This window comes from Citrobacter braakii, assembly GCF_002075345.1.
GTDB lineage: Bacteria > Pseudomonadota > Gammaproteobacteria > Enterobacterales > Enterobacteriaceae > Citrobacter > Citrobacter braakii.
On the sequence record NZ_NAEW01000001.1, the window covers coordinates 720,602 to 738,926 of the forward strand.

Genomic DNA, 18,325 nt, shown 5'->3' on the forward strand with positions numbered 1-18,325 from the left:
ATCCTTTGGCGGCAATATGCCGCCAAATTTACCTTTTATGGTACACAGCTTTAAGTGATGTCATACCAATCATTAAAAGCTTAATGCAAATCAAAACATACAACCATACAGGCGTTACTCTGAATCAATCCTGATTTCATTGATAAGTAGGTCATACCATGCAAAACAAGCTCTTAACGGCAAAGGCTGCACTTCCCGACTACGATCGTACAAAATTGGTCCCGCGTATTGTTCATCTGGGGTTTGGCGCATTTCACCGCGCACATCAGGGGGTTTACGCTGACATTCTCGCTGCGGATCACGGCAGTGACTGGGGCTATTGCGAAGTGAACCTGATTGGCGGCGAGCAGCAGATTGCCGATCTGAAACAGCAAGATAACCTGTATACCGTTGCAGAAATGTCTGCGGATGCATGGACTGCAAGAGTCGTGGGCGTGGTGAAAAATGCGCTGCATGCGCAGGTTGATGGTCTGGAAAGCGTACTGGCTGCGATGAGTGAACCGCAGGTTGCGATTGTTTCCCTGACCATTACCGAGAAAGGGTATTGCCATTCTCCGGCGACCGGTCAATTGATGTTAGACAACCCGATGATTTCCGCCGATCTACAAAATCCAAAACAGCCAAAAACTGCGCCAGGCGTTGTGGTTGAGGCGCTTGCACGCCGCAAAGCTGCGGGGTTACCCGCTTTTACCGTGATGTCCTGCGACAACATGCCGGAAAACGGTCATGTGATACGCAATGTTGTCACCGCGTATGCCCGGGCGGTGGATGCGGAACTGGCTGCGTGGATCGAACAACATGTCACATTCCCGTCGACTATGGTTGACCGTATTGTCCCTGCAGTTACCCAGGATACGCTGGACAAAATTGAACACATCACCGGCGTACGCGACCCGGCAGGCGTGGCATGTGAACCGTTCCGTCAGTGGGTTATTGAAGATAACTTTGTCGCTGGCCGCCCTGAATGGGAGAAGGCGGGAGCGGAGCTGGTTGCTGATGTCATTCCGTTTGAAGAGATGAAACTGCGTATGCTCAACGGCAGCCACTCTTTCCTTGCTTATCTGGGATATCTGGCGGGATATCAGCACATTAACGATTGCATGGGCGATGAAAATTATCGCCTCGCCGCGCGCGCGCTGATGTTGCAGGAACAAGCGCCCACGTTAAAAGTGAAAGGTGTGGATCTTCCGCACTATGCCGATCTGTTAATTGAGCGCTACAGCAACCCGGCACTGCGTCATCGCACCTGGCAGATCGCGATGGACGGCAGTCAAAAACTGCCGCAGCGTATGCTGGACTCCATTCGCTGGCACATTGCGCACGGTAGCCACTTTGAACTGCTGGCGCTGGGCGTTGCCGGCTGGATGCGTTACGTCGGCGGTGTCGATGATCAGGGTCAGGCGATTGAAATCAGCGATCCGCTGTTACCGGTGATCCAGAAAACGGTGCATAGCAGTAACGAGGGCGAAGATCGTGTCCAGGCGCTGCTGGCGATCGATGCTATTTTTGGTCGTGAACTGCCGCAGGTAGAATTGTTCAAGAACCAGGTCACACAAGCCTATCTTGCTTTACTGGCTGAAGGGGCGAAAGCAACCGTTGCGAAGTATGCTGCAAAACTGAAGTAACGAGAACATCATTTAAGTCGCCATCTGGCTATAAACAGGCCAGATGGCGCATTGTTTTTTGGCATTCACACCAATTAGTTCATGCCCAAACGAATCAGTTCGAGGGGGGCATATTTACCTTCACACCCTTCGATTTCCACTGTTTTCCCGCGGCGAATTTGCTCAGCGGTCAGGCCATCGGTATCTATCGCTGTAATGCGGCCTGTAAGTCCGGTGTCGCTAATCATGACGCGGCTGCCAGTGGTGATTGCGTTACGGTTACGATCGTATGTTTTCATGGTGTTTTCTCCTTTCCAACTTACCGTCAAAGCCCGTGGGCTCTAGTCCCACGTAACGGGCGCAATATAAATACGCTTCTCGTTAATGATTTTTTTTGTTTTCGATCAAAATCACAGCTTTTTTTATGCAGATGTGCGGGAGAGGGGGAAGGCAGGAGAAACTCACCTCGGTGTGAGGTGAGCGTAATATTAATCTTCGCTGAACCAGTCGCTATTTTCCTGACGGATTAGCTGAACGGACTCACCAATTTCCTGGAGATGCAGCATCATTGCGCGCTCTACGGCATCGCCATCATGTTTCTCAAGTGCGGTAAAAATATCGTGATGCTGACGCAGCAGCATTTCAGGCGGAGAGATATGATCCAGGCTCATATAACGAACGCGGTCAATCGTGGCCTTAATATTCTCAACGGTGTCCCAGGCGAGTTGGCACTCGGCGATTAAAGCCAGTTTCTGATGAAATTCGTCATCTAGCTGGAAGAAATCATTGATTTGTTTTCGATCAATCGCGATGCGCTGCTGATGCAGATTTTGTTCGAGCTGATAGCACTGTTTATCAGTGATCAGTGATGCGGCGCGGCGGACCACGGCACATTCAATTGCCTGGCGAACAAAACAGCCGTTCTGCACCTGCGACAGCGAAATTTTGTTTACGTAGCTGCCACGCTGCGGGCGGATCTGAATCAGACCGTTCTCTGCCAGTTTGATGAATGCTTCTCGTACCGGCTGGCGTGACACATTAAAGCGTACGGAAACCTCTTTCTCCGACAGCGGCGTACCGGGTGCAATCAGACAGTGCACGATATCACGACGAAGAATACGGTAAATCTGTTGATTTACCGGTTGTGTAGGGTTGAGCTGCGTTTCTACGGTCATTCATTCTTACTTTTTAGAGAGTTAACCCGGAGATCTTATCACTTATTTCAGGCTATCTATACCCGGCGCAAGGCCGGGCAGAGAAATTAGCTCCGATGAATACTCAGTCCGGCAAAAGACTGTGTGACAGGCATCATTTCAAGGGTGTTAATGTTGACATGAGCGGGTAAGGACGCCACCCACCATACCGCTTCTGTAACATCTTGCGGGGTCAGCGCAGTGGTATTTTCGTAGGCTTTTTCAGCTTTAGCGTCATCGCCTTTAAAACGTACGTTAGAGAATTCCGTACCGCCAACCAGACCAGGTTCAATGTCGGTAACGCGAATCGCAGTGCCGTGTAAGTCAGTACGTAAATTCAGGCTAAACTGGCGAACAAACGCTTTGGTCGCACCGTAGACGTTCCCACCAGCGTATGGCCAACTTCCCGCGGTAGAACCGATATTGATAATATGACCGCGGTTGCGCTCAACCATGCCTGGCAGAACGGCACGGGTCATATAAACCAGGCCTTTGTTGTTGGTGTCGATCATATTTTCCCAGTCTTCAACGCTGGCCTTGTGGGCTGGCTCAAGGCCCAGCGCCAGACCCGCGTTGTTGACCAGAACATCAATATCGCGCCATTCAGCGGGTAAGGCGTTCAGCATCTCTTCAATTGATGCACGATTACGTACGTCCAGTTGCGCGGTATAGAGGCGGTCACCCAGCTCATCTTTGAGTTCCTGCAGGCGCTCCTGGCGGCGTCCGGTGGCAATAACTTTATGCCCATTCTCAATAAAACGACGCGTAATGCACTCACCAAAACCTGCGGTTGCTCCGGTTACTAAAACGATCATCTCACTGTTCCTCAACGCTTTTTATGTAGTACTACCATAGCACGTCATTTCCGTTCAGAGCTATTCCTGCTTAACGCGATTGCGGTCGATTCCCGGGAAGTCTACTCTGGTAAACAAATCGTTTTCAGGAGTGAAAGATGTCGTTAACGAATCCATTTTTACACCACAGCACATTGCCGTATCAGGCACCGCAGTTTGATCAGATCGACGTGCAGCATTATCGTCCAGCGTTTGATGAGGGCGTGCGGCAAAAACGCGCCGAGATCGACGCTATTGTGCAAAACTCACAGGTTCCTGATTTTGCTAATACGTTGCTGGCGCTTGAACAAAGCGGGGGGCTGCTCACGCGTGTGACCAGCGTTTTCTTCGCAATGACGGCGGCGCACACCAACGATGAACTACAGCGCCTTGACGAAGAGTTTTCCGCAGAGCTGGCGAACCTTGCCAATGATATTTATCTCAATGGCGCGCTTTTCGCCCGTGTCGAAGCCGTCTGGCAGAGGCGTGGTACGTTAAGTCTGGATAGCGAATCAATACGTCTGCTGGAGGTCGTGTATCAGCGTTTTGTACTGGCCGGCGCCCGACTGAACGAGACCGATAAAGCTAAACTTAAAGCGCTCAATACGGAGTCAGCCACGCTGACCAGCCAGTTCAATCAACGGTTGCTGGCAGCCAACACGTCAGGTGCTATGGTGGTGGATGATATCCGGCATCTGGAGGGGCTGAGCACAGAAGAAATTGCCGTTGCTGCCGAAGCTGCAAGGGCGAAAGGGCTTGAAGCGCGTTGGGTTATCCCGCTATTAAACACAACACAGCAACCGGCGCTTGCGGTTTTACGCGATCGTCAGACCCGCGAAAAACTGTTCACCCGCGCATGGACGCGGGCTGAAAATGATGATGGCAACGACACGCGAGCTATTATTCAGCGACTGGTAGCAATCCGGATGCAGCAGGCGCAACTGCTTGGTTTTGCCAATTACGCAGCCTGGAAAATTGCCGACCAGATGGCAAAAACGCCGGAAGCGGCACTGACATTTATGCGATCTATTGTTCCAGCCGCGCGGGCGCGGGCGTTGGATGAGCAGGCTGAAATCCAGAACGTTATCTTTCAAGAACACGAGTCGTTTAGCGCCGAGGCCTGGGACTGGTCGTTTTATGCCGAGCAGGTCCGTCGTGAGAAATATGACCTTGATGAGGCACAGCTCAAACCTTACTTTGCCCTGGATTCGGTGCTGAACGAGGGCGTTTTCTGGACGGCCAATCAACTCTTTGGCATCAAATTCGTTGAGCGATTCGACATTCCGGTTTATCACCCGGATGTTCGGGTATGGGAAATATTCGATCATGATGGCGTAGGGTTGGCGCTATTTTACGGTGATTTCTTTGCCCGGGAATCAAAAAGCGGCGGAGCCTGGATGGGCAATTTTGTTGAGCAATCGCTGCTTAACGAAACCAGACCGGTTATTTACAACGTCTGTAATTATCAAAAACCTGCGCAGGATCAGCCTGCATTGCTGCTGTGGGATGATGTTATTACGCTATTTCATGAATTTGGACATACATTGCACGGTCTGTTCGCCACTCAGCGTTATGCCACGCTTTCTGGGACCAACACTCCGCGTGATTTTGTTGAGTTTCCTTCACAGATCAACGAACACTGGGCGAGCCATCCTCAGGTCTTTGCCCGTTTTGCCCGACATGTTGATACCAGGGAGCAAATGCCGCAGGCATTGCGGGATAAAATGCAGCGAGCCAGTCTGTTTAACAAAGGTTACGACATGACCGAACTGCTCAGCGCTGCATTGCTGGATATGCGCTGGCACTCTCTGGAGTTGAGCGAGTCATCTCATCCGGTCGATCAATTTGAACAGCAGGCGCTGGCGGCGGAAGGTTTGGATCTCAAGGCCGTGCCGCCGCGTTATCGCAGCAGTTATTTTGCCCATATCTTCGGTGGCGGTTATGCCGCAGGTTATTATGCCTATCTGTGGACGCAAATGCTGGCCGATGACGGCTATCAGTGGTTCGTAGAGCAGGGCGGATTAACCCGTGAAAACGGACAGAAATTCCGCGAAGCAATTTTGTCCCGCGGAAACAGCACTGATTTAACTGAACTTTATCGCCAGTGGAGCGGGCGTGAACCGCGCATGGAACCCATGCTGGAACATCGTGGCTTGAGCGCTTAAGACAGGTCAGCCAGAAAATTGAACCGGGCGTGGTGCCCGGTTGTTAGCTGGATTTTTTCTTCAGCAAAATGAATCGTTGTTGGGTATTGATGCCTTGCATCTCATAGAGACGCTCGGGTAGGGAGTGCTGCTGGTGAAAGGTCGGCATTGTTTTCCTGTTCTTACGTTACTTGACTGGTTTGCTTTGGGAAGGAAGGTAGGTATTGCCGCAGTTGGGGCAGACTAACGTTATGTTGTTTTTTATTCTCGACAGGCTGTGCATTGACTGGCGGCAGCAGTGAGGACAGGTACTTTTCACTGGTCGTAAAGTACGCATCTTAATATCTTTGAGTATCGACATATTGATTGTCCTTGTGATGGGGTGCTTACCATACACTATGAAGCAATAAATAGCTCATTTTATAACCATTGCGATGACATGGATTACTGTACGGTTTGCAAGAATCTCATTAGCGGCCAACATGTCTTATAGAAGGTAGTTACGTTTCGTTTAACGTTCATTGGGGTTGTCGATGATAGATTAGCCAACTATCCGTTATCTTCGCAGGGAATTGCCAGGTAGCGTATAAAAGCAAAACACAAATCTATCCATGCAAGCATTTACCGCTGGTTTATCCGGCGGTTTTTTTTATCTGTACATCAGGGAAAAGGTGCCGGGAGGGGGAATTCAGGTATAAAAATGGCCCCTTGTGCAGCTACGCAGCAAGGGGCCTGGTCGGTTCAGGACTATCTCCGTTCATCAATCATCCCATCTGTGGCTAAAATACGCGGCCAGGAAACCGGAAAATAAAATAATTCCCAGAACAGCCATAAAAATATTCATATTACCCAGCATAGTAAATGCTCCTTTATTTGTGAGTTTCCTCTCTTACCTTAAGTTCACCTCGCTTATGACTATAGTAGCAATTCAATCTTAAACAAAGGCTGAACTGTGTGATTATTTCGGCGGAAAAGTAAAATTTTGACATGATTACGTCGGGAAAAATAAATAATAGTGACAAGACACGGTTATCCGCGAACAAATAACCATGTTTTTATACCGGGGCGCGCCGTTATGACCGTGTGTGACGGACACAGATTGTTGCACGTTTATAATGCAGAGTTGTCTCATTGTGGTTCAATCTTTCACGCGATTAATCCTTCTGGCGGCAAAAATTAATACTGATCTTTGTGCCTAAAATTATAACTCATTGATTTTATATGATGTTTTAATATCTGGCATCGTTTTTGCCTTATCACTTCTGAATACCCTTAATTTGCACCGTTTTGTCTGCCCGGCTGCACCGGAGCTTTCAACACGACTAATTTCAGGAGTGAAACTATGCAGCGTCGTACATTTTTAAAAGCTTTTGCGCTTTCCGCCTCTGTTGTCGCAATGGGAATGAGTTTTAGCGTTCAGGCGGCCGACACTATTAAGGTTGGCATCATGCATTCGTTATCCGGCACCATGGCTATTTCCGAAACGCCGCTGAAAGATGTGGCGTTGATGACTATTAATGAAATCAATGCGCAGGGCGGTGTATTGGGCAAAAAGCTGGAACCGGTGGTGGTTGACCCGGCTTCGAACTGGCCGTTATTTGCTGAAAAAGCACGTCAGTTACTGAGCCAGGACAAGGTAGCGGCGGTTTTCGGCTGCTGGACATCGGTTTCGCGTAAATCGGTTTTACCGGTATTTGAAGAATTGAACGGTCTGCTGTTTTACCCGGTGCAATATGAAGGTGAGGAGATGTCGCCTAACGTCTTTTATACCGGCGCTGCGCCTAATCAGCAGGCGATCCCGGCGGTTGAGTATCTGATGAGTGAGGACGGCGGCAGCGCTAAGCGCTTCTACCTGCTGGGTACGGACTATGTCTATCCGCGTACGACTAACAAAATTTTACGCGCCTTTTTGCATTCGAAAGGCGTGGCCGATAAAGACATCGAAGAGGTGTATACCCCATTCGGACACAGCGATTACCAGACCATTGTTGCCAGTATTAAAAAATTCGCCGCAGGGGGAAAAACGGCGGTGGTATCGACCATCAACGGGGATTCTAACGTTCCATTCTATAAAGAGTTAGCGAACCAGGGCCTGAAAGCCACGGATGTACCGGTGGTGGCATTCTCTGTGGGTGAGGAGGAGTTGCGCGGTATCGATACTAAACCGCTGGTGGGCAACCTGGCTGCGTGGAACTACTTTGAGTCCGTAGATAATGCGGCCAACAAGAAGTTCGTCGCGGATTACCGGGCGTATGCTAAAGCGCATAAGCTGCCGAATGCTGATTCGGTGGTGACCAACGACCCTATGGAAGCCACTTATGTTGGCCTGCATATGTGGGCGCAGGCAGTAGAAAAAGCCGGAACTACCGATGTGGATAAAGTCCGGGCGGCTATGGCAGGACAATCATTCGCGGCACCATCAGGATTTACCCTGACCATGGATGCGACCAACCATCACCTGCATAAACCCGTCATGATTGGCGAGATTGAAGGCAACGGCCAGTTTAACGTGGTGTGGCAAACCGAAGCGCCGGTTCGCGCCCAGCCGTGGAGTCCGTATATCGCCGGTAATGATAAAAAATCTGAACAGCCCGTTAAAACCGCCAGCAACTGATCTTACGCCCTCCTGCGGGAGGGCAACGCTTTGGAGAATGCTCATGAAAGCCATGCGCTTTATTCGTGGTGTGTTGTTGCTGACGTGGCTTTTGCCGTGGATAGCGCAGGCCGCAGATGCCGATACCTTTACCGCCGCCAACCGGACTCAGCAGGCCGCCTTGCTAGAACAATGGTCGGTAAAACCCGACGTTCAACGCTTGCCGGTGCTCAAAGCGCTGAGTGATGAGAACCTGCTGACAGATAACGCGAAAAACGCGTTCATCATGAACGGGTCGCACGTACAACCGCTAGGAACGGCGGCAGGTCCGAACGGCGAGCTAAAAAAAATCCGCCTGACTAACCGTCTGCGTAATCTGGTTGCCGGAACCTTGGCCGTCCACCAGCTCTTAAGTGACAGTGTCACGCAAAGGAGCGGGGCAGCGCGTACATTACAGCGTGAGGCCCAGCCGGGGATGCTGCCGTTTTTGCAGCAACGACTGGCCCAGGAGCCCGATGCTGACGTGAAATCCTTACTGGCTATTGCACTGGCAAACCTGCAACTGACCAGCACCTCGCCTGAGATCAGACGTCAGGCAATCGAACTGCTAGGGGCGTCGAACGATCCTGAAACCCAGGCGCGCCTGCAGCCATTCACCCATGCTGAACATGAACCTGATGCCCGCGTTCGTGCTGCCGCTGACGAAAGCCTGAATGCCATCGCGCATCGCATGAAGGTTGGCGATCTTCTTGGACAGGCATTTATGGGATTGTCGCTGGGCTCCATTTTGCTGCTGGCGGCATTGGGTCTGGCGATAACCTACGGCTTACTTGGCGTCATTAATATGGCGCATGGTGAGATGTTAATGCTCGGCGCTTACGGTACCTGGATGGTGCAACAGCTGATGGGCCAGTTTTTCCCGCAATGGTTGGCCTGGTATCCGGTTATTGCGCTTCCGGTCGCCTTTTTGCTTACTGCTGGGGTTGGAATGCTACTCGAGCGCGGAGTGATCCGCCATTTATACGGGCGTCCGCTCGAAACCCTGCTGGCAACGTGGGGGATCAGTCTGATGCTTATCCAGTTGGTGCGTATGTCCTTCGGCGCGCAAAACCTTGAAGTCGCAAATCCGGAATGGCTTTCCGGGGGCATTCAGGTTTATGCCAATCTGATTTTGCCGTGGAACCGAATTGTGGTGCTTGGCTTTGCCATTCTGGTGCTGTTCTTCACCTGGCTGTTGTTGAATAAAACCCGTCTCGGACTGCGCGTACGTGCGGTGACGCAAAATCGCAATATGGCGGCCTGCTGCGGCGTACCTACCGGACGAGTGGATATGCTGGCCTTTGGTCTTGGTTCAGGGATTGCCGGACTGGGGGGCGTAGCGCTCTCGCAGTTAGGCAACGTAGGACCGGAGCTGGGGCAAAGCTACATTATCGATTCGTTTCTGGTGGTGGTGCTGGGCGGCGTGGGACAACTCGCGGGGAGTGTAGCCGCTGCGTTTGGGCTTGGGATCTTCAACAAAATTCTTGAGCCACAGGTGGGAGCGGTTCTCGGTAAGATTATGATTCTGGTGCTGATTATTTTGTTTATTCAGAAACGTCCTCAGGGGCTGTTCGCGTTGAAAGGGAGGGTTATTGACTGATGACGATGCCAATGACATTAACGCTGGCGCGTAAAGCGCCACGCGCGACACGCGTCCTGGGGCTGGGTTTACTGCTGGCGCTGATTATTCTGCCGTTTCTGGCGCTGTTACCTGCGGATCATCCGCTGGCCATATCGGTGTGGACATTGACTCTGGCCGGGAAAATTCTCTGCTATGCCATTGTGGCGGTGGCACTGGATCTGGTGTGGGGCTATGCGGGAATGCTCTCGCTGGGCCACGGTATTTTCTTTGCGCTGGGGGGATATGCGATGGGAATGTATCTGATGCGCCAGGCTTCCGGCGAAGGATTACCGGCCTTTATGTCGTTTCTGTCGTGGACCGAGCTGCCCTGGTTTTGGTGGGGAACGCAACATTTTATCTGGGCGATGTTGCTGGTTGTGCTGGTGCCGGGCCTGCTGGCGCTGGTATTTGGCTGGTTTGCCTTCCGTTCAAAAATCAAAGGGGTCTATTTCTCCATCATGACTCAGGCCCTGACTTTCGCCGGAATGTTACTGTTTTTCCGCAACGAAACCGGCTTTGGGGGAAATAACGGTTTTACCGGTTTTACCACCATTCTGGGATTTCCGGTGACCGCGACCTCAACCCGTATCGCGCTGTTTCTGGCGACGGTCATACTGCTGGTGCTGGCAATATGGCTGGGACTGGCGCTGGCCCGCAGTAAGTTTGGTCGAATTCTCACTGCCGTGCGCGACGCCGAGAACCGTCTGATGTTCTGTGGTTACGATCCGAAAGGTTTCAAGCTGCTGGTGTGGACGCTTTCCGCCGTGCTGTGCGGCCTGGCGGGGGCGTTGTATGTTCCGCAGGTGGGAATCATTAACCCCAGCGAAATGTCGCCGACCAACTCGATAGAAGCGGCGATTTGGGTTGCCCTCGGCGGGCGTGGAACCCTGATTGGCCCGGTATTTGGCGCCGTACTGGTGAACGGCGCTAAAAGCCTGTTTACCGTCATTATGCCGGAATACTGGCAACTGTTTCTTGGCCTGATCTTTATTGGCGTTACGTTGTTTTTACCTCGTGGTGTGATGGGTCTGTTTCGCAAGGGAGACAAATAATGCAGCCAGATGAAGGGCTTTTTACTCGCCAGATGCCAGGCGATCGGTTTCGCAACCAAACGGACCCGGTGCTCCAGCTGGAAAAAATTAACGTTAACTTCGATGGCTTCCAGGCGTTAACGGATCTCACGCTCAATATTGGCGTTGGGGAACTGCGTTGCATCATTGGTCCCAACGGTGCCGGAAAAACGACGCTAATGGATGTTATTACCGGCAAAACCAGGCCGCAAAGTGGTCGGGCGATATACGATCAGTCGACCGATTTAACAACGCTGGACCCCATCGCCATTGCACGTCAGGGGATTGGGCGGAAATTTCAGAAACCCACGGTATTTGAAGCGTTAACGGTAGAGGAGAATCTGGAGCTGGCGCTGAAAAGCGATAAATCTGTCTGGGGTTCTTTACGGGCGCGCCTCACGGGCGAACAACGGGATCGTATAGATGAAATACTGGCGCTGTTGCGGCTGGGCAACGAGCGGGTCCGCCGCGCCGGGCTGCTTTCTCACGGGCAAAAACAGTTTCTCGAAATTGGCATGCTGTTGGTACAGGAGCCGCATTTACTGCTGCTGGATGAACCCGCGGCGGGCATGACGGATGCGGAGACGGAATACACTGCGGAGCTGTTTCGTAAGCTTGCCGGGAAGCACTCGCTGATGGTTGTTGAGCACGATATGGGATTTGTCGAAACCATTGCCGATCGCGTCACGGTCTTACACCAGGGACGCGTTCTGGCTCAGGGAAGTCTGCGCGAAGTGCAGGCCAACGAGCAGGTTATTGAAGTTTATCTCGGGCGTTAAGGAGCACAGATGCTGCAGGTGAAAGAACTGAATCAATATTATGGTGGCAGCCATATTCTGCGAGGTGTGAACTTTGAGGCGCGTATCGGCGAGGTGACATGTCTGCTGGGGCGTAACGGCGTGGGGAAAACGACGCTTCTGAAGTGCCTGATGGGGCTTATTCCTGCCCGCAGCGGGAGTGTGCTCTGGCAGGAGAAAAATGTCACTCACTGGAAGCCGCATCAGCGGGTCAGGGCCGGTGTGGCGTATGTACCACAGGGTCGCGATATTTTCCCGCGTCTGACGGTAGAAGAGAACCTGCTGCTCGGCCTTTCCCGTTTTTCAGCACAGGAGGCCAGACGTGTGCCGGATGATATCTATGCGCTCTTTCCGGTTCTACAGGAGATGAAACATCGGCGGGGCGGAGATTTGTCCGGCGGGCAACAGCAGCAACTGGCGATTGGACGAGCGCTGGCCAGTCGCCCGCAGTTGTTGATCCTCGATGAGCCCACGGAGGGGATCCAGCCGTCAGTGATTAAAGAAATTGGGCAGGTGATTTCTCAACTGGCGCACCGGGGTGACATGGCCATTTTGCTGGTGGAGCAGTTCTATGATTTTGCGCAGCAACTGGCCGACAAATACTTACTCATGTCGCGAGGCAGCATTATTCAAAGCGGTGACGGTAAAAATATGGAATCCGAAGGCGTTCGAGGGCTGGTCGCCATTTGAGATTCGCGACAGAGCGGCTTTGGCTCTGTCGCGATCATCATTAGCAGACCGCCGTCTGGCCCCAGGGTTTGGCGCGCATGCCTTTTATCATTAGCGCCCAGGCAAGAACGATCGCCACCATCAGCGCCACAAACAGCGACCACGGCGGCAATGTGGTTAAAATGACGCCGCTGACTAATGGGTTTACCGCTGCGCCCAACCAGCCTAACGACTGGGCGGAAAAATAGCTGGCTTTCATTCCTGCAGGCGCGATGTTGTCGATGAGCATGTATTCACCCGGTGCGTAAATGACTTCGCCGATAGTGAAAAAGGCCGCAGAAATGCCCCATAACACCAGGTTGTTGCCGGAGAAGGTAAAGCCAACCAGACCGACCACAAAGAACAGCGTGCCTACAGTCATTAGCGGGCGGATATTGGTGGCGGTGAGCCTGCGCCCGAGGGCATATTGCAGTGATACCACAATGGCGGCGTTAACAGGCAGGACGACTGCCACCACTTTCTCGGCAAAATCGCCGTCTGCAACCACCATAACGTATTGCGAAATACAGGACGCAAAGGCACCACCAACGAATGACGCCAAAAATGCTGACAGCGTAAACCAGAATAATGCTCTGTCGCGCAGCAGTACCGAGGGGGACCAAACTGCGGCGTTCAAACCTTCTGATGCTGCTGGTGAACGTTTTACCCAGGTCTGGATAAACACCAGAGGGAGTGCTGAACATGCAGCAGCGAGCCAGAACGGCAGGTTAATGCTTTGCATCACCAGTAGCGTGCCCAGCGGTGGGCCTACGGTCCAGCCGATGTTCAGCACGGTATAGTTAAGCGAGAAAATTTTTGTCTTGTTGGTCGCCGAGAGATTATCGGCAAACCAGGCTTTCAGCACCGTGGCGAAGACGGAGTAGGCGCAGTTGATCAGGGCAAAGAGCAAAACCACTACCACTACGTTATGCACCAGTGGAATAGCAATAAAGCCAGAGGCAAAGCCGCAGATAGCCAGCAGCATATAGCGTTTTTTATCAAACTTGTCGGCCAGAATACCAAAGCCAAGGCTGAACACGACGCCAATGGTCAGTGCGACCGTCATCGCATAACCGATCAGGTCGACGCTCAGATTGTACTGTCGGCTGAGGTAGATCGTCATAAAGGGCAGCGTGGCACCACGCCCAATCGTTAATAACAATGATGACGCGAGTAACGCGAGAGTGGACCTTCTCAGAGAGATATTCATTTTCCTGCCCGACAATGCATGTTGTTATGTTTTTTTTAGATATCAGAAACAAATAGCATGCTAAAAGTGTGATGTACACTCAATAAGTTGTCCGAAAATGCCCTGTGTGGCCTACCTGAATTAATGATCTGTTACGGCACAACGATTTCCGTTACTTTAATTTGTTTACAAAAATTTAATATTCGCAGGGGCGGTGGTATGTCGCGTAAAGACGGGTTATTAGCGTTACTGGTCGTTGTGGTTTGGGGGCTGAACTTTGTCGTCATCAAAGTGGGGCTACACAATATGCCACCCTTAATGCTGGCTGGGTTGCGTTTTTTACTGGTGGCATTTCCGGCGATTTTCTTTGTTGCCCGGCCGAAAATTCCGCTTTCACTGCTGCTCGGCTATGGGCTGACCATCAGTTTTGGGCAGTTCGCGTTTCTCTTTAGCGCCATCAAATTCGGTATGCCTGCCGGGTTAGCTTCTCTGGTATTACAGGCTCAGGCGTTTTTCACCATCATTCTGGGGGCATTCGCCTTTGGTGAACGTCTGCAAGGTAAACAACGGGTAGGAATCGCGCTGGCCATATTTGGCGTGCTGGTGCTGATTGAGGCCAGTCTCAACGGACAGCATGTTGGCATGCTCGGTTTTATGCTGACGCTGGCGGCGGCGCTAAGCTGGGCCAGCGGTAATATCTTTAATAAAAAAATCATGCAGCATACGTCACGCCCGGCCGTGATGTCGTTAGTGGTATGGAGTGCGTTGATTCCTGTTGTCCCATTCTTCCTCACCTCAATACTTCTCGATGGCCCAACGCAAATTATCCAAAGTCTGGTGGCGATAGATATGACCACCATTCTGTCACTGGTTTATCTGGCGTTTGTGGCGACCATTGTGGGTTATGGCATCTGGGGATCTTTACTCGGGCGTTATGAAACCTGGCGTGTCGCGCCGTTGTCGCTGTTGGTGCCGGTTGTTGGACTGGCGAGCGCGGCCGTGCTGCTGGATGAAACGCTTACCGGATTACAACTGCTCGGTGCGCTGCTGATCATGGCAGGATTGTACATTAATGTGTTTGGCTTTCGGTTGCGTAAGACTGCGCAGGCGAGAGGGTAAAAAAAAGCCCCGCAGTGACGGGGCAAAAAAATTACAGGTTGCGCATATTGTAATAAGGCACACCTAATTCGTCGGATTTGTCGCTGCCTGCACCCATATGATTAAAATCGAACGGGGACCGATCGTGCGCAGGCGGCATAATCATCGCGTCACGACTGTTTTGTGTGGCAGGCTGCGCGGTCTGTTCCGCCATGCTCTGGCCTGAAACAACATACAGCAGGGCCAGCATCGCATAAGACAGAAGTTTCATGATTTCCTCGGTTACGTCGTTAACTGGCGATTAGCAATTACATTGATTGAGTGGCAGCAAATAGCGTGATTCGCCGTGCATATTCGTCATACGGTATTTATGCGGCGGAACATCAAAATAGTTTTTGAATGTCCGGGTCAGCGTTTGCTGGGACTCAAAGCCGTAACGCTCCGCCAGATAAAGGATCGGCTCGTTACTCTCTTTTAATTTTTGCGCTATTTCAGTCATTTTACGGCTACGGATGTATTGACCCAGTGAATGACCGGTTTCTTTTTTAAACATCCGTTGCAGGTGCCATTTGGAGTAACCTGAACGCTCTGACACCTTTTCCAGCGAGAGCGGCGATTCAAGGTTATTTTCGATCCAGTCCAAAATGCTATGAATAGTGATTGTGTCAGTATTGCGTCTGGACATCGTCATACCTCTTTCTGTTTACGGCAGGATTTTCTTCAGCAAATGCTCAAGCGTGGTCACTTCATCCGCCGTTAAGTTTTTTGTTAGTTCCTGGTGCAGGTCTTGCCCTACTAATTGATGACACTGCTCGCAAATTGCCGCGCCATGCTCGGTGAGTTTCACCAGCACGCCTCGCTTGTCATGTGGATTCGGAAGCCTTTCTATCCAGCCTTTACAGGCCAGCCTGTCCAGCATCCGCGTCAGGGCGCCGAGATCGACAGACAGCACTTTTTTCAATTCGACAGGGGTAATACACACCGCGCAACGGATGGAGCAGAGCACCTTGAACTGCGATGCCGTGATATCCAGCGGTGACAGATAGTCGTTTAGCAAACGATCTTTTTTCTGATTAACCATGTAGATCAAACGACCCAGTGGGATGATTTCGTTGAACAGATCACTGGTGCTTTTCACAATGGTTGCCCTGGCAAGTAGTTAGTCACGGCTGATATTATTGCTTAGGCAAATATAAGTCAAATGAATGGGTCAGCAAATGCCACGTTTTGCTAAATCATCGGACTCAATATCTGGCGAGTGGAATTTTAACGGTTTGAAAATTATGGTTTATACGTGCGGATGAAAAATGAATCCTTACACCGCGAAAATGGCTTATCTCCCGGATTTCACCGTATACTTGCCGTTGACGATTAACGCACAGGAAAGATGACATTATGATGGACTTGTTTAAAGCAATAGGACTGGGGCTGGTAGTCCTGTTACCGTTGGCAAACCCGTTAACCACCGTGGCGTTGTTCCTCGGCCTTGCCGGCAACATGAACAGCGCAGAGCGTAACCGTCAGTCACTCATGGCGTCCGTTTACGTGTTTGCCATCATGATGGTGGCGTATTATGCCGGACAACTGGTGATGAATACCTTCGGGATTTCGATTCCCGGGTTACGTATCGCGGGCGGGTTAATCGTTGCGTTTATCGGCTTTCGAATGTTGTTTCCACAGCAGAAGGCACATGACTCTCCGGAAGCGAGAAGCAAATCAGAAGAACTGGAAGATGAACCGACTGCCAATATTGCATTTGTTCCGCTGGCCATGCCAAGCACCGCGGGTCCGGGTACGATTGCAATGATCATCAGCTCGGCGTCCACCGTGCGACATGGGGCTGAGTTTCCGGACTGGGTGATAATGGTCGCACCGCCGATTATTTTTGCCGTGGTCGGGGTTATCCTGTGGGGCTGTTTACGCAGTTCTGGCGGGATCATGCGCCTGGTCGGCAAAGGCGGTATTGAGGCGATCTCCCGACTGATGGGCTTCCTGCTGGTATGTATGGGCGTGCAGTTTATTATTAACGGCGTGCTGGAAATCATTAAAACTTACGCTTAAAACAACGTGCCCGGTATTGTCTACCGGGCACGCTTTTATGAATGCTGAGGCTGCTCTTCCAGTGATACTGGCCATTTACGGAAGATAATCACCGACCATATGAACGCCACAATCGCAGGCACTGCACCTACGTAACCAATCGTAGACATTGACCAGTGCAGACTCACCTGATTTCCCACCAGCGCGCCAGCGCCTATCCCAATATTAAAGATACCTGAGAAAAGGGCCATTGCGACGTCGGTGGCATCCGGGGCCAGCGCCAGCACTTTGACCTGCATACCCAGGCCTATCAACATAATGGCGATGCCCCAGAATATACTCAGGACGGCCAGATGCATTTCGCTGTCCGCTGCGGGCAGTAACAGCACCAGACACACCGTCAACAGGGCAATGGCGCTACTAATCAATACGGAAGCATGTTGATTACCCAGCTTGCCAAAAATGACGCTACCGACAATACCCGCGCCACCCAGAACCAGCAGCAGCACGGTGGCAAAGTTTGCGCTCAGCCCGGCGACGGTCTGTACAAACGGTTCGATATAGCTGTAGGCCGTGTAATGCGCGGTGACCACAATCACCGTCAGCAGATACAGGCTCATCAATGCCGGACGGCGGAATAAAACCGGCAGGCTTTTTAATGAACCGGAATGCTCACTGGGTAATTTTGGCAGGAGCTTAATCAAGCAAAGTAGGGTGACTAACGCCCCCATACCGATGGCGAAGAAGGTGGTACGCCAGCCAAAATACTGGCCAACAATGCGCCCGATAGGCAGGCCCAGCACCATCGCCAGCGCGGTGCCGGTCGCAATCAGGCTGAGAGCCTGCGCGCGTTTCCCGGCAGGAGCCAGGCGAATCGCCAGCGATGCGGTGATCGACCAGAAAATAGCGTGGGCAAAAGCAATACCGATACGACTGATCACCAGCACGGTAAAATTCCATGCCAGGAAAGAGAGAACGTGGCTGGCGATAAAAACGACAAACAGGCAGATCAGAAGTTTGCGGCGTTCTACCTGGCTGGTAAGCAGCATGAAAGGCAGCGACATCAGGGCGACAACCCAGGCGTAGATCGTCAGCATGATCCCGACCTGAGCGGTCTGCATATTAAAACTTTGTGCGATGTCGGACAACAAACCGACAGGGACAAACTCGGTGGTATTGAAAATAAAACCGGCAATGGCAAGCGTAACTACCCGAAGCCACGCGACCTTGCGGGAAACAGTGTCTGTTGTCATATCAATTAGGTGGATTAGCTGCGAAAAGGTAAGGCCACGATCTTAAAACTTTTGCTGGCTAAAATACAATCATTTCGTGATGCAGATCCCATTTCATTGACTGGGTGGCAAAATTGACTGCCGAACATTTCGCGTAATTTTAA

Annotated in this window: 19 protein-coding genes; 9 read left to right on the forward strand and 10 right to left on the reverse strand. The window is 51.6% G+C overall.

Annotated elements, in window-relative coordinates; genetic code table 11:
• Positions 1 to 158 precede the first annotated feature (158 nt).
• A complete protein-coding gene (locus BZK42_RS03760; RefSeq protein WP_080858765.1) occupies positions 159 to 1,625 on the forward strand; it encodes a mannitol dehydrogenase family protein in 1,467 nt (488 codons plus the stop codon).
• Between the two features lie 74 nt (positions 1,626 to 1,699).
• Here BZK42_RS03760 and ydfZ read toward each other — a convergent pair whose 3' ends face one another.
• The 3 genes from ydfZ to ydfG form a co-directional block, all read right to left on the reverse strand.
• Positions 1,700 to 1,903 (reverse strand): putative selenium delivery protein YdfZ, encoded by a 204-nt coding sequence (gene ydfZ / locus BZK42_RS03765; RefSeq protein ID WP_003032393.1) that lies wholly within the window; start codon positions 1,901 to 1,903, stop codon positions 1,700 to 1,702.
• 189 nt (positions 1,904 to 2,092) lie between these two features.
• Positions 2,093 to 2,779: a GntR family transcriptional regulator gene (locus tag BZK42_RS03770; protein ID WP_016153060.1), complete on the reverse strand. Its 687-nt coding sequence runs from the start codon at positions 2,777 to 2,779 to the stop codon at positions 2,093 to 2,095.
• A gap of 86 nt (positions 2,780 to 2,865) precedes the next feature.
• Positions 2,866 to 3,612, reverse strand: a complete 747-nt coding sequence (gene ydfG / locus BZK42_RS03775; RefSeq protein WP_016153061.1) for a bifunctional NADP-dependent 3-hydroxy acid dehydrogenase/3-hydroxypropionate dehydrogenase YdfG — start codon at positions 3,610 to 3,612, stop codon at positions 2,866 to 2,868.
• A gap of 137 nt (positions 3,613 to 3,749) precedes the next feature.
• Here ydfG and dcp point away from each other — a divergent pair, with 137 nt between their 5' ends.
• Complete coding sequence (dcp, locus tag BZK42_RS03780; protein ID WP_080858766.1) at positions 3,750 to 5,795, forward strand: peptidyl-dipeptidase Dcp; 2,046 nt, start codon at positions 3,750 to 3,752, stop codon at positions 5,793 to 5,795.
• A gap of 166 nt (positions 5,796 to 5,961) precedes the next feature.
• Here the strand turns inward: dcp and BZK42_RS29620 are convergent, their stop codons facing one another.
• Together BZK42_RS29620 and mgtS are read right to left on the reverse strand one after the other, a co-directional pair.
• Positions 5,962 to 6,135, reverse strand: coding sequence for a YnfU family zinc-binding protein (locus tag BZK42_RS29620; protein WP_213083734.1), 174 nt, complete (start codon positions 6,133 to 6,135; stop codon positions 5,962 to 5,964).
• A 399-nt stretch (positions 6,136 to 6,534) separates the two neighbouring features.
• Positions 6,535 to 6,630: a protein MgtS gene (gene mgtS, locus BZK42_RS28190; protein WP_003032406.1), complete on the reverse strand. Its 96-nt coding sequence runs from the start codon at positions 6,628 to 6,630 to the stop codon at positions 6,535 to 6,537.
• A gap of 486 nt (positions 6,631 to 7,116) precedes the next feature.
• Between mgtS and urtA the strand changes: the two genes are divergently transcribed.
• Genes urtA through urtE form a run of 5 tightly spaced genes read left to right on the forward strand, consistent with a single transcriptional unit; the run spans position 7,117 to position 12,584 of the window.
• On the forward strand, positions 7,117 to 8,388 hold the full coding sequence (urtA, locus tag BZK42_RS03785) for an urea ABC transporter substrate-binding protein (RefSeq protein WP_016156478.1): 1,272 nt from the start codon (positions 7,117 to 7,119) through the stop codon (positions 8,386 to 8,388).
• Between the two features lie 43 nt (positions 8,389 to 8,431).
• Positions 8,432 to 10,006 carry an urea ABC transporter permease subunit UrtB gene (gene urtB / locus BZK42_RS03790; protein ID WP_065554454.1) on the forward strand — a complete coding sequence of 525 codons (1,575 nt, stop codon included), beginning with the start codon at positions 8,432 to 8,434 and terminating at the stop codon, positions 10,004 to 10,006.
• Positions 10,006 to 11,079, forward strand: a complete 1,074-nt coding sequence (urtC, locus tag BZK42_RS03795; RefSeq protein WP_080858767.1) for an urea ABC transporter permease subunit UrtC — start codon at positions 10,006 to 10,008, stop codon at positions 11,077 to 11,079. Before urtB ends, urtC begins: the two co-directional genes overlap by 1 nt.
• Positions 11,079 to 11,876, forward strand: coding sequence for an urea ABC transporter ATP-binding protein UrtD (gene urtD / locus BZK42_RS03800; protein WP_080858768.1), 798 nt, complete (start codon positions 11,079 to 11,081; stop codon positions 11,874 to 11,876). The genes urtC and urtD overlap by 1 nt, the downstream gene beginning before the upstream one ends.
• A 9-nt stretch (positions 11,877 to 11,885) precedes the next feature.
• Entirely contained in the window at positions 11,886 to 12,584 is a 699-nt protein-coding gene (urtE, locus tag BZK42_RS03805) for an urea ABC transporter ATP-binding subunit UrtE (protein ID WP_047500443.1), read from the forward strand.
• A 40-nt stretch (positions 12,585 to 12,624) separates the two neighbouring features.
• On the opposite strand, the gene ydeE is transcribed toward urtE, so the two are convergent.
• On the reverse strand, positions 12,625 to 13,812 hold the full coding sequence (gene ydeE, locus BZK42_RS03810) for an efflux MFS transporter YdeE (RefSeq protein WP_047359042.1): 1,188 nt from the start codon (positions 13,810 to 13,812) through the stop codon (positions 12,625 to 12,627).
• Positions 13,813 to 14,010: 198 nt separating this feature from the next.
• Between ydeE and eamA the strand changes: the two genes are divergently transcribed.
• A complete protein-coding gene (gene eamA, locus BZK42_RS03815) occupies positions 14,011 to 14,910 on the forward strand; it encodes an O-acetylserine/cysteine exporter (protein WP_080858769.1) in 900 nt (299 codons plus the stop codon).
• Positions 14,911 to 14,941: 31 nt separating this feature from the next.
• Here the strand turns inward: eamA and marB are convergent, their stop codons facing one another.
• Genes marB through marR form a run of 3 tightly spaced genes read right to left on the reverse strand, consistent with a single transcriptional unit; the run spans position 14,942 to position 16,027 of the window.
• A complete protein-coding gene (gene marB, locus BZK42_RS03820; protein ID WP_016153071.1) occupies positions 14,942 to 15,160 on the reverse strand; it encodes a multiple antibiotic resistance protein MarB in 219 nt (72 codons plus the stop codon).
• A 30-nt stretch (positions 15,161 to 15,190) separates the two neighbouring features.
• Positions 15,191 to 15,574, reverse strand: coding sequence for an MDR efflux pump AcrAB transcriptional activator MarA (gene marA / locus BZK42_RS03825; RefSeq protein WP_003032424.1), 384 nt, complete (start codon positions 15,572 to 15,574; stop codon positions 15,191 to 15,193).
• Positions 15,575 to 15,592: 18 nt separating this feature from the next.
• Positions 15,593 to 16,027 carry a multiple antibiotic resistance transcriptional regulator MarR gene (gene marR, locus BZK42_RS03830; RefSeq protein ID WP_016156485.1) on the reverse strand — a complete coding sequence of 145 codons (435 nt, stop codon included), beginning with the start codon at positions 16,025 to 16,027 and terminating at the stop codon, positions 15,593 to 15,595.
• Between the two features lie 257 nt (positions 16,028 to 16,284).
• On the opposite strand from marR, the gene BZK42_RS03835 reads away from it, so the two are divergent.
• Positions 16,285 to 16,950 carry a MarC family NAAT transporter gene (locus tag BZK42_RS03835; protein WP_016153073.1) on the forward strand — a complete coding sequence of 222 codons (666 nt, stop codon included), beginning with the start codon at positions 16,285 to 16,287 and terminating at the stop codon, positions 16,948 to 16,950.
• Positions 16,951 to 16,985: 35 nt separating this feature from the next.
• On the opposite strand, the gene BZK42_RS03840 is transcribed toward BZK42_RS03835, so the two are convergent.
• Positions 16,986 to 18,182, reverse strand: coding sequence for a sugar transporter (locus BZK42_RS03840; RefSeq protein WP_016156486.1), 1,197 nt, complete (start codon positions 18,180 to 18,182; stop codon positions 16,986 to 16,988).
• Positions 18,183 to 18,325 lie beyond the last annotated feature (143 nt).